The following is a 12,078-nucleotide window of genomic DNA, read 5'->3' as shown; positions in this document are numbered from 1 at the left end:
GATTTCAGCGGCAAGGGGTGAATGGTCTGTTATGGCGTTCCTTGAGAAAAATACGCCTCCGGCATTCAGGATCAATGACAATTCTCCCAACCATCAGGTGCTATGCCTGAGTGGTGACTGGACAATCAGCAGTTTGGCAGAGGCTGAACGGCTTGTTGAGAGCATTATGCTGGATAAATACCGGGTGACTTGCCTGGATACCTCCGCAATCGACAACCTCGATACCAGCGGTGCATGGTTGGTGCATAGATTGCGCGGCAGCCTGGAGTATCAGGGACGGCGCGTGGAACTGATCGGTCTGACCGAAAATCGGTTCAATTTGTTTTGTCAGATCGAGCGACACCATCCGCCCGAATATAAACCCGAAAAAAGTAAGGTCTCTCTCGTCGGCTTTTTGGAAGCGACCGGAAAACAGGTGGTCAATGTCGGGCGCGACGCGATTGCGATGCTCCATATTTTGGGCTCGCTCGGTGTTGTTCTTTCAACGGTTTTGCTGCAGCCAAAGCGCCTTCGTGGGATAGCGGTGGCTGTTCAGTTCGACCGAACCTGCATCGGTGCAGTACCAATCGTCGCACTGATGAGCTTTCTGATCGGGGCGATTATCTCGCAGCAGGGCGGATTTTATCTCCGCCAATTCGGGGCCGACATCTATGTGGTGGATCTTGCCGGTATTCTTGTGCTGCGAGAAATTGGTGTAATCCTGACCGCAATTATGGTTGCTGGCCGATCTGGTTCAGCCTTCACGGCGGAACTCGGTGCCATGCGCATGCAGGAAGAGGTGGATGCCTTGCATGTGATTGGTCTGAGCGTCACAGAAGTTCTGGTTCTTCCGCGCATTCTGGCCTTGATGATTGCGCTGCCCGTCCTGACTTTTATTGCAGACATGGCAGCACTTGTCGGAGCGGGGCTAACCACTTGGGTTTATCTGGACATTCCGCCAGCCGCTTATCTCACGCAGTTGCAGGCGGCCATTACCATGAAGACGCTGTGGGTCGGTATCGTGAAAGCCCCGTTCATGGCGTTGATTATTGGTTTGATTGCTTGTGTTGAGGGCCTGAAAGTGGGAGGTTCTGCCGAATCCCTCGGTCGGCACACCACCATGTCTGTGGTGAAAGCCATTTTCCTCGTGATCGTCGTCGATGGTGTCTTCGCGATATTCTTTGCATCGATCAATGTTTAGGTTGTGTAGATGCAAACGGTAGACGCGTCCCAGTCCAACAGCACAGCCAGCAAGGGGGGGCAGGACATCATTCTGTCAGCACGCGGCGTAACGGTTGGCTTTGGAACGAAAGTTATCCTCAACGAGCTGGATCTGGATGTTCGCCGTGGCGAAGTTCTGGGGTTTGTTGGTGGGTCGGGAACTGGCAAGTCAGTTCTGATGCGGGCCATCTTGGGCTTGATCCCGCGCCGCGCCGGGAAAATTCGCATTTTTGGATATGACCTTGAACGGGCCACGGAAGCTGAACGGCTTTCCATTGATCGGCGCTGGGGGGTCTTGTTCCAGCAAGGGGCGCTGTTTTCCTCCCTGACGGTCAAGCAGAACATTCAAGTGCCCATGCGCGAGCATTTGAAACTATCACCTCGGCTTATGGATGAGCTTGCGACCTTGAAGCTTGAGTTGGTGGGATTGCCACAAGATGCGGGGGATAAGTATCCATCTGAATTGTCAGGCGGAATGGTGAAACGGGCAAGCTTGGCCCGTGCCCTTGCGTTAGACCCGGATCTGGTATTTCTTGACGAGCCTACGTCAGGGCTTGACCCAATCGGCGCTGCGGCTTTTGACAAGCTTATTGCGAATTTGAGTGAGACGCTCGGGTTGACCGTTTATATGGTGACCCATGATCTGGACAGCCTGCATTCCATTTGTGACCGGATTGCAGTTTTGGGTCAGAAAAAAGTTTCGGCCATTGGGCCAATTGAAGAAATGATGGTGAATGACGATCCGTGGATCAAATCCTACTTCCGCGGCGATCGGGCACTGAAAAGGGTATAGGGACAGGGACTTAATGGAGACCCGTGCTAATTATGTCGTGATCGGTGCCTTTATGGTTGGCACTCTGGCACTGGCCTTTGGTTTTATTTACTGGCTGGCGCTCACGGCTGAGACGCGTGAAAATGTCTTTTTTGACATCGTGTTTCCTGCCCCGGTAACCGGTCTCCCCGTTGGCGGCCAAGTCCTTTTCAACGGTATCAAGGTCGGCGATGTCAGCCAGCTGAACTTCGACCGTACGGACCCCACAAAGGTCGTGGCAACTGTCCGTGTCAAACCGGATACACCGTTGCGCAAGGACACAAAGGCGACGCTCAATTTCACGGGGCTGACCGGGGTTGCTTATGTTGATTTGAACGGTGGCAGCCTCGATTCGCCACTCCTGTTTACCGGCTATGAAAATCTTGGTGAGGGGCCGCGGCCAGTCATCTACGCCGAGAAGTCGCTGTTTGACGACATTACAGGCGGTGCGCGGGATGTGCTTCACAAGATCGAGACGACACTCGATGAAGTTGAAGGCTTGTTAGTAGATAATCGACCCGCGATCACGAAAATCGTGACAAATGTCGAGACATTCTCCACCGCACTGGCGTCCAATTCGGACGGGGTTTCCGATTTCATGGCCAGCTTGTCGTCTGCCACAGAGGCGTTCGTCAAACTGTCTGGTCGGATGGAAACGCTTGTGGTGGAAGGCGAACGCATCCTGGCGGCTATTCCGTCCGACAAGGTGACGGATATCGTTGATAATGTTGATGTCTTTACCGATAGCCTTGGCAAGGTTGGGAAGGACATTGAAGTTGTACTCGCCGACGCCCAGTCAGCTGCCCAAGAATTGGAGAAATTCTCGGTCGGTTTGAACGCGCAGCTGGACAGTGTCGGCAAGATTGTTGCTGCGGTTAACCCTGAGGATGTCCAGCAGGTGGTGTCCGGCGCAGCCTCTCTTGGCAAGGTTCTAAAAGACCGAACATCTGAAATCAACACGTTGATTTCTGCCAGCTCAACCACGATGGACAATCTGGCCTCGGTTTCCACCACCATCCGTGAGCAGGACCAAAACCTCGTTGCAGCTATTGAAAGCGGCAAGGGGGTTCTGGAGAAAGCAGATGTCATGATGGCGAGGGGGATTGAGATCGTGGATGCGGTCGATCCAGCCAGTGTGCAGCAAACTGTCGCCTCCGTTGAAAGCTTCACCACCAATCTCAACGCTTCGCTTGGCCGGGTTGATGCAATTGTAGCGGCTGTTGACCCTGTTTCTGTTCAGTCCGTGGTTGATGATACAGCAGAGATTGTCTCGAACTTCCGTGCCCAAGAAGCGCAGATCAACGAGATCATTACCGCGACACGATCTTCTATCCAGAACATTGAATCTGTCACAGCAACGGTTCGAGGCGAAGAAGACCGGATCATCGCGCTTATTGATGATTTGCGGGTTGCTTCTGTCCAGTTTACCGAGACGCTCGCCAGCGCAGATACTGTGATCAGCGCTGTCAAACCGGAACAGGTCGCCAATATCGTTGGATCGGTAGAGACCATGACAGGCGGATTGTCTGCGCAAAAGCAGACGATTGACGAGATTATTCTCTCAGCTCGGGCAACGGCGCAAAACGTTGAGAAGATGAGTGAAAATCTGGCATCACGCACACCGGACGTGGATCAGATCATTACGGATGCAAAGCAGCTGACAGCAAACCTCAATGCGACATCCGTTCGCATTCAGGGCATTGTCGACAATGTCGGAACCATGGTGGATGCAGACGGGGAAGGGTTGATCAAGGAAGCAACGGCAGCAGCTGCCTCGATCCGAAAAATTGCCGAGGCATTCGAGTCGCGCGCCGGTACGATTGCCGACGGGTTGGCGAAGTTTGCCAATCAGGGTTCGTCGGACTTTGCAGCTGCGATGGAGCAGGTCAACCGCACGCTTATCTCCATCCAAAGAGCGGTGGAAAGCTTTGACCGGAACCCGCAACGTGTGATCTTTGGCGGTGAGCAGGTTCCAACCTACACCGGGAATCGGCGATAATATGCGGCACGTTTATGAATGTGCTGGCAGTGCAAAAGGGTGACACAGTCTTATGAGTAGCAATACCCGTTTGCCGGGACGCCGTAATGTGTTGATTTGGTTGGGGGCGAGCCTGCTTGTTGCTGGCTGTGCAGCCAGTGGACCTGCTGCACTCTATGGACTGAACGCGGCCACATCTCAGGTGGAAGGTCGCCGGAAAAGCCGCCAGGTGCTTGTGCCACGGCCAAGGGCGCTGAAGGCGCTGGACACAGAGTATATTGCGGTTGTCAATCAGGGTCCGGTCTATAGCTACTATCCCAAGGTGTCTTGGGCGGATGCATTGCCGAGCCTTGTTCAGACCAAGGTTGTTGAGACCTTGCAAAACACGAACCTTTTGCGTGGTGTCGGTCTGCCAGGTGACGGCCTGCTGATCGACTATCAATTGCAATTGGAAATTCGGTCCTTTGAAATCCAGTTGGCAAATGCCGACAAGGCCGTGGTTGCCATTGCGGCAAAGCTTGTGAATGACCGAAATGGCCGAACGGTGTCGAACCGTGTGTTCCGCGCTGAAATTCCAGCTTCAGCTACGTCTGCCGACAAGGCCGTGGAGGCGTTGAACCGGGCTGCTGATCAAGTGTTTTCCGACATCGCTCTTTGGACGGTCCAGAACGTTTAGAACCGGCATTCCGTTTCGGTAGCTGCTGTTTTCTATAGGCTTGCCTGCGCGCGCAGAACTGCTTAGTTTCATATGTAACGAAGCAGAAACGAGACCTTAGGTGATCGCATGGCAAAGGCCGATTTGACGGAAACGAGTGGGTCTCCCGCGTTTGATCTTCAATCGTTCTTTCCCTATTTGGTGCGCGTGTTCTATGCTGACGTAACCGCAGCACTTTCTGAAATTTATACGCAAGATCATGGTCTTACGCCGTCCGAGTGGCGCACTATGGCGATCTTGAGTGAAAACGGCAGTATTCCGGCAACAGAGATCGTCGAACGGTCCAGCATGGACAAGGTTTCAGTTAGTCGGGCGGTGAAGAAAATGCATGAGCGGGGCCTGTTAGACAAAGCCCTCAATCGGGACGATGCCCGAAGTGTTTTGCTTGAACTGTCGCCCAAAGGTCGGGCTGTCTACAAGGATATTGTTCCCAAGGTACTGGAAGCAGAACGCAGCATGCTGAACGGGATTTCCGATAAGGACTTTCAGACGTTTTTAGGTGTCATGAGCCGGGTGCGGGACAACCTTTCGAAAACCTAACCCTTTATTCCGACTTCTTCGTCCATGGGGATGGGCCCGCATCATAGCGCGGGTTGCCCGTTCGCAGTACCGGGCTTTGCGCGGACACATCCTGTTTGCTTTCCCGCCAGACAACAAAGACGCCGGACCCAATAACGATGGCCGAGCCGATGGCGACATAGATGTCCGGCTTTTCCATAAAGAACAAGACACCGAAAAGCGCTGCCCATAGGATCTGGCTGTACTGGATTGGTGCAATCACCGCCGCTGGGGCCTGTCGGTAGGCGTAAATGATGCAGAACTGCGCGCAAACGGACAAAAAACCTACGCCGGCCAATAGTAAAAGGTCAGGTAACTCAATGGGTTTGTAGGTTTGTGGCATCAATATCCCGGTGACCAGCAAGGCAGCCAGCATGGTGTAGAGGATCAAGACTGCAGACCTTTCTTGGCCACCGATCTTCCGCAATACGACAGAAGTAAGAGCAGACGCACAAGCAGCCGTGAGCGCAGCGGCATGGCCGAGCGTGAATTCTGAAACGCCTGGGCGCAGAACAATCAACACTCCGATCAAGCCGATGAAAACGGCGAGCCAACGCCGTACGCGGACGACTTCTCCGAGCAAGGGTACGGAAAAGGCTGTAATCAACAATGGAGTGGAGAACAACAGACCATAAACCTCGGTCAGCGGCAGGGTGGAGAAGGCGTAAAACGCCCCGCTCATCCCAATAATGCCGAGTGCGCCACGGGCAACCACAAGCCATGGATGGCGTGGGCGAAAATTCTCTTCTGCCTTGTCCGCCAGCATGATCGTTGCCATGGGAATAAACGCAAAGAGCATGGCGAAAAAGATGATCTGAAACACAGAATATGTGGTGCCAAGATGTTTAATCAGAGCATCGTGCATCGCGAAAAAGGCAAAGCCTGTTAAAGCAAAGCCCAATCCGCGTATCGGAGACGGAGAAGCTGGGGACATGAGCGCCCGAATGTTTTGATTGTTTGAAATTCGCACCCAGAGTGACGGTTGATCTCGGTGCCGTCAAGGTTGAGTGCAGTGTTTTCAGCCTACAATTTAATTGCCGCGGTGAATGGCGAAAACCCATTTGTCAAATTGCGTGATGGACTGTCCGTCTTGATCGAGGCAGTTCACCTACAAAAAAGGGCGACCCGAAGGCCGCCCTTGTCATCAATTGCTTTGATGTGCCGCTAGTCGAGACGGCCACTGGCATGGGCCAGCATGGTGTAGACCTTGCCGGTGTCTGACGTAAGGTATGTTTGGCCGAGCATATTGTCGCGGTCGTTTCTGGCGACCTGCTGCAAGAGCTGTTCAAAATCCGTGACATAGCGCTCTACGGCGGAGCGGAACTCCGGATCGCGGGCGTATTTCTGACGAATTTCGTCAAAGGTCTGCTGTCCCTGCAGGGTGTAGAGACGGCGGGTGAAGACATGCCGCTCACCTTGTTTGTAACGCGCCCACAGGTCGATGAATGTCTCGTGATCTATTGCGCGTGCAATGTCGACCGAGAGCGAGTTCAGGCTCTCGAAAGACTTCAGCGGACCAGGCGCCACAGTCACATCGCTGTTTGGCTCATCATCGCGGCTTGCCCGGCGCAACAGGTCGGAAACCCATCCTTTTCCGGACGGAGCTTCTTCTGCTGCCGGAGCTGGACGACGCGGGGCTTCCATTGGACGTGATGGTTCGCGTTGAGCAACTTCAGTCGGCGCTGGCGCTGGCGCTGGCGTTGGAGCAGGAGCATAGCTCTGCGGGGCAGGGGCAGGGGCAGGAGCTGCGGCAGCAACCTGCATCTGCGGACGGGATACGTCCAGAGTGTTGGCCTGCTTTGCCACGATGTCAGACAGCTCGCTAAGTGCCCGGATCTGCTCATTGACCACCTTACGGATGGCCGCAGAGGATTCTTCTGCTTCATCCGGCAGGCTCAGAACACCCTGCTTCAGCTCGTTGCGGGTGGCTTCAAGCTCGAGATGGACATCACGGGCAACGTCACGCATCCGGCTGGCCGCATCGTTGAAGCGCTCGGACGCTTCGGCAACGGTGCGAGACATTTCGGACATGATGTCGTCTTGTGCCGCGCGAATGGTTTCACGGGCCTTCTGACCTTCCATGCCTGCTGTCATGCGCATGCTTTCGAACTGCTCGGAAACGTTCTTCGTTGCAGCTTCTGCAGCTGCACTGAGCATGCGGGCTGCTTCGCGGGCCTTGTCGTCCGCTGTTTCCAGCGTTTCGGACAGAGACGCTGTGAAGGAGCGCATGAGCGTGTCGACTGCTTCGGTTTTGGAGAGAAGAGTTTCTGCCACTTCCTCGATTGCAGTTTTGCGCTCGCCAACGCGGCTTTCGACGGTCTGGTTGGTTTTCTCCAGATACCGTGCTGCATCGGACAAGGCGGAAGAGTGATCTCCCAAACGGTTGGTCAGTGCCTGAATGTCGGCAAGCGTCGTCTCAGTGACCGTGCGCAGGGCGTCGACCTGCTCCGTGATGACGGAGTTTGTCGCCGTTGTATCAGCCACGGCGCGGTCAACCGCAGAGCGGAACTCGCCTGCACGACGTCCAAGGTTGACCTCCACCTCGTTCAGGTTTGTGCCAGCCTGCGTGATGACGCTCTGGAGAGTTGTGTTGGATGTGTCCAGCTTCTCCAGAATTTCGGTGATGTCTGTTTCCAGACGCCGTTTTGTGTCAACAAGAAGATCGGCAGCGCGCTTGCTGCGGTCTTCCAGAGACGCAACCAAACGGTCGTTGGCGCTGGTCATGACTTCTGCAGCTTTTTGGCTTTGCTCGGTCATGCTTGCAACAACATGGTCGCCTGCTTCCATAAGGGAGCGTGTGGCTTCCAAACCGTTCTGCGCGAAGGCATCGGAGACTTCACGGCCCTTGACGGTGATCGCGTCCAGAATAGCGCTGTGAACGTCGGAAACGCGAGTCGTCAGATCCTTGGCGCGGTTTTCGATCGCCTCGACCAGCTCATTGCCGTCGGTGCCAATGATCTTGGACAATTCACCAGACTGGGCGTTGAAGGCTTCGTTGAGGTTGTTGGCCTTGTCCAGCAGCTCTGCTGCAACGGAGTTGCCGCGATCGCGCAGGAGATCAGCTGCTTCGTTGACCGCATTGTTAACCCGGGCACGAACCACTTCTGCTTCGCCGGACATCTGGCCGCGGATTTCTTCCAGCGTTTTGGCAAGGGTTTGCCGTGCCTGCTCGCTTTCAGAGGACAAGTTGCCGGAGATTTCAGCAATTGTGCGACCCAGTTCTTCGCGAACCTTTTCACTTTCGCCAGTCAGAGAACCGGAGAACTCGGCCAGCGTTCCAACGTAGAGCGCCCGGGCATTCTCGCTTTCGGCAGCCATTGTCCGCGCTGCATCGCCAATGGCGGACAGGACCAGTTCGCGAACTTTTTCGCTTTCAGATGAGAGCGTGCCGCGGGCCAGATCCATAGCGCCTGAGATGGACTCAGTAGCCCGCTCGCTTTCGCTGGAAAGCATTCCGCGCGCTTCGCCGACAGAGCCAAGGATGATCTGACGCATGCGTTCGCTTTCGTCAGAAATCTTCGTCGTCGCGTCATTAAGTGTGCCGGTGACGATACCAACAGTCTTGCTGCGTTCATCTGCAAGCTTGCTGACTGCGTCTGTGACGGCCCCATCCACGATGTTCTTAATCTGGTGACCTTCACCAGACAGGGACGCAACAGCCTGAGCCACGGCCTCGGTCACCATGTCCCGCATGCGGGTGCTTTCGGTGGAGAGGGTGGTGCCTGCTTCGCTGACAACGTTGGTCAGGATATCCAGTGCCTTCTGGCTCTCGCCGCTCAAGGTGCCGGAAATGGTTTCCAGACGCTCGTTGAGAATGGTTTCCAGCTGACCTGCGCGGGCGTCCAGGGTCTCTGCGACCTCAAAGACCTTTGCGCCAAGGGAAACGTTGATTTCCGCAATGCGCTCGGACAGGGAGTCCGTCAGCTCTGTGCTTTGCTTGGCAAGGACAGATCCGGCTTCTGACAAACGGTTGTCCAGCGCGTTGGTCATCTCGTTCTGGCCGGAAACGAAGGCCTCGGAGATTTCTTTGGTCCGCGAGATCAGGGTTTCACTGATCTGCCGGGCACGGGCATCAAGGGTTTCGTCAATCCGGTCCGTGCCGTCGCTCATAGTCTGAGCAAGGTGCTCTGCCTTGTCGACCATTGAAGCAGAAGCTTCATCAACGCGCTCGTTGAGTGCCTTGCCGATTTCCTCTGCACGTGTGGCAAGAGTGTCGCCGGCTGCTTCTACGCGTTCGCCAAGTTGAACGGTGATGGCGTCGGAGCGATCTGCCAGAACATCTGTGATGTTCCGAGTTTTCTCGTCCAGAGCTTCGGAGATGCCAGTTGTGCGCTGATCAATTGTGTCAGACAGGATCTGCGTACGCCCTTCAAGAGCCGCTTCAAATGTCGCTGTGCGCTGATCCAGCGTCAGGTCGAGGGTATTGATGTGGCTACCCAAAGACGCATCGATGGAGGAAATGCGCTCGCCCAAGGTGGTGTCGATGCTGGAAATCCGGTCGTCCATTGTGGAGCCGATGCTCGAAACACGATCTTCCAGTGTTGTGTCGATCAGACGCAGACGCTCGTCGAGTGTTAGATCGATGGACGCAACCCGGTCGCCAAGTGACGCGTCGAGCGTGTCGACACGGGTGCTGAACGTGGTGTCCAGAGTTGCCAGACGGCTATCGAGAGATTCCGACAGAAGCAATGTCTTGGTGTCGAATGCCTCGATGAGGTAGCCGCCCTTGTCGGTAACAATGCTGTCCAGCTCGGTGAGGCGAGTGGCAAGATTTTCTTCCAGCAGGCGGCCACGAACGTCGATGGCTTCGATGATCTTGTCACCGGCTTGGTTGATGTCGCCCGCAATACGGTCACCGCGGCCACCGATGAGGGAGGCCAGCTGAGTGCCTGTTTCGGCCAGACGCTGCGAGAACTCGTTTGTCTGGTAGCCAAGGCTCGCAGTGACGTCAGCAGAGACGCTCTCAAGTGTTTCGCGGAAGGCGATGTTTTGCTGCTCAAGGATGGCAGACATTTCGTTGCCGCGGGCTGCCAGACGCTCGTCCAGGCTGTCGCCATTGACGGTGATTGCCGAGTAGATCCGGTCGGAAATGGTTTCCAGCTTCTCTGCCAGCGTACCGCCCTGAACCGTGATGGTCTCGGTGAGAGTTCCAGCGGTTTCGTCCAGTTTGGAGGCGATTTCGCCGCCGCGCAGGGAGAGGTCCACAACGATGGATTCGCCGGTTCCGCGCAGGATTTCGGCAACTTCCGTGCTGCGATCGGAGAGTGTTTCGACGATCTCGGCACCCTTGACGGAAATCGTGTTGGTGACGTCCTGTCCGCGCTCAGAAATGCTTTCCACCACACGGTCGCCAGTTGCGGCCAGTGATGCATCGAGAGTTGTCACACGGGTGTCGACTGTGCCGATCAGCTCTTCAGTGCGCGAAGTGATCGTATCGATCAGGCGGCCAGACGTGAGCGACAGGTTGGCGTTGATTTCTTCGCCGCGCTGCGAAATGGTTTCGCCAACGGTGTTGCCGGTGCTCTCCATGGACACACGTAGTTCCTCGGCCTTTTGGCTGAGGGTTTCGACAACCGTCGAGGTGGATGTTGTGAGGTTCGTGTTGATCTCTTCGCCACGCACAGTGAGCATGTCGACAAAGCGATCAGCTGTTTCAGCAAACCGGCTATTGATGTCGGTGCCGCGGCTGGAAAGGGTCTCCCACATCTGGTTGCCAGTGGACGACAGATTGTCGACCAGATCGGTGCCGGTGGTGGTGAGACGATTAACGTAGTCCTCAGCGCGGACTGTCAGCGACTCAACCAGTTTGTTTCCGGAAGAGGTGAGGGACGAGCCAAGGCTCGCAATACGGTCATCAACGGTGGAGGTAAGTTCCTCAACACGTGCGTTGACAGCTTCCAACATCTTGTCTGTGGCGTTGTCGACAGACTCGCCAAACTCGCCGGAAGACGAAGACAATTGCGATGCAAAGCTCTCATGGGCACTGGAGATCGTCTCGCGAACACGGTCAGCGTTGTTGACGATGGCTTCCCGCTGGCTCACGAGTTCCTCGATCAATGAACGGATTTTCAGCTCATTGTCGTTGTAGGAGCGCTCCAGCGACGAGACTTCGTTGTGGACCAGAACTTCCAGCTCACTGGCCCGCGCGATTGCGCGCTCGATGCCATCACCCATAGCCGCGACTTCGCGGCGAATGGCCTGACCGACACTCAGGATGGATTCCTTTGCCATGTCCTCCGGTTCAGCGAGACGCAGGGCAACTTCTGTCATGCCACGGGCGACGATGCGCATTTCCTGCGCGCGCCAGATCATCATGGCCATGACCCAGAAGAAGATGATGGGGACGATGACGGCGATGGCAGCCAGAATGAGTTCAGGTGACTGGGCGATGGAGCCAAACCCGGTGAGGCCGGACAGCGTGTCGCCGAAAGAGGAAATCGCGAGGCTAGTTCCCACACCGCCCCAGAGCAGTGTGAGTGCGAGGGCACCCCAGAATGGAGCGGAAGATGGCCGACGCTGCAATGCGTAGATCAGATTACCGATGTTCCGGCGATCGTCATTGGCCGCCGGCGGACGCTTGCCTCGACCACGGCGGCGCGCTGGCTGCTCTTCATCATTGGCTGATTTGTGCTCAGATGGCGCATCCGATCCGCTATCCGGTGCAGGCGCGCTGCTGGAGGGCGCGCTCTCCGCACTCGCTTCCGGACCACCAAAATCCAACTTCAGGGCTTCCTCGACCGCTGACAGGGCCGCTTCTGCCGGATCTTTCACCTTCGGGGGATTTGCCATTTTAGGATCGCCTCACGTCCATACTCA

At 55.7% G+C, this 12,078-nt stretch carries 7 protein-coding genes; 5 read left to right on the top strand and 2 right to left on the bottom strand.

Going from position 1 to position 12,078, the window contains the following annotated elements:
* The first annotated feature begins 31 nt into the window (after positions 1-31).
* The 5 genes from TRICHSKD4_RS19510 to TRICHSKD4_RS19490 all read left to right on the top strand — a co-directional run bounded on the left by TRICHSKD4_RS19510 (position 32) and on the right by TRICHSKD4_RS19490 (position 5,244).
* Positions 32-1,180, top strand: coding sequence for an ABC transporter permease (locus TRICHSKD4_RS19510; protein ID WP_009468657.1), 1,149 nt, complete (start codon positions 32-34; stop codon positions 1,178-1,180).
* A 9-nt stretch (positions 1,181-1,189) separates the two neighbouring features.
* Complete coding sequence (locus tag TRICHSKD4_RS19505; protein ID WP_009468656.1) at positions 1,190-1,993, top strand: ABC transporter ATP-binding protein; 804 nt, start codon at positions 1,190-1,192, stop codon at positions 1,991-1,993.
* A 13-nt stretch (positions 1,994-2,006) separates the two neighbouring features.
* Positions 2,007-4,010, top strand: a complete 2,004-nt coding sequence (locus TRICHSKD4_RS19500; protein ID WP_009468655.1) for an MCE family protein — start codon at positions 2,007-2,009, stop codon at positions 4,008-4,010.
* A gap of 52 nt (positions 4,011-4,062) precedes the next feature.
* Positions 4,063-4,665, top strand: coding sequence for an ABC-type transport auxiliary lipoprotein family protein (locus TRICHSKD4_RS19495; protein ID WP_040617119.1), 603 nt, complete (start codon positions 4,063-4,065; stop codon positions 4,663-4,665).
* A 108-nt stretch (positions 4,666-4,773) separates the two neighbouring features.
* Positions 4,774-5,244 carry a MarR family winged helix-turn-helix transcriptional regulator gene (locus tag TRICHSKD4_RS19490; protein WP_009468653.1) on the top strand — a complete coding sequence of 157 codons (471 nt, stop codon included), beginning with the start codon at positions 4,774-4,776 and terminating at the stop codon, positions 5,242-5,244.
* 4 nt (positions 5,245-5,248) lie between these two features.
* Here TRICHSKD4_RS19490 and TRICHSKD4_RS19485 read toward each other — a convergent pair whose 3' ends face one another.
* Entirely contained in the window at positions 5,249-6,196 is a 948-nt protein-coding gene (locus TRICHSKD4_RS19485) for a DMT family transporter (RefSeq protein WP_040617118.1), read from the bottom strand.
* Between the two features lie 230 nt (positions 6,197-6,426).
* The gene (locus tag TRICHSKD4_RS19480) at positions 6,427-12,051 is read right to left on the bottom strand and encodes an antitoxin (RefSeq protein WP_009468650.1); all 5,625 of its coding nucleotides are present in this window, start codon (positions 12,049-12,051) and stop codon (positions 6,427-6,429) included.
* Between the last annotated feature and the right edge of the window lie 27 nt (positions 12,052-12,078).

Origin of the sequence: Roseibium sp. TrichSKD4 (genome assembly GCF_000148725.1) — a bacterium.
Classification (GTDB): domain Bacteria; phylum Pseudomonadota; class Alphaproteobacteria; order Rhizobiales; family Stappiaceae; genus Roseibium.
Note: the sequence above shows the minus strand (reverse complement) of the source record. Positions and strands in the feature narration are given on the sequence as shown.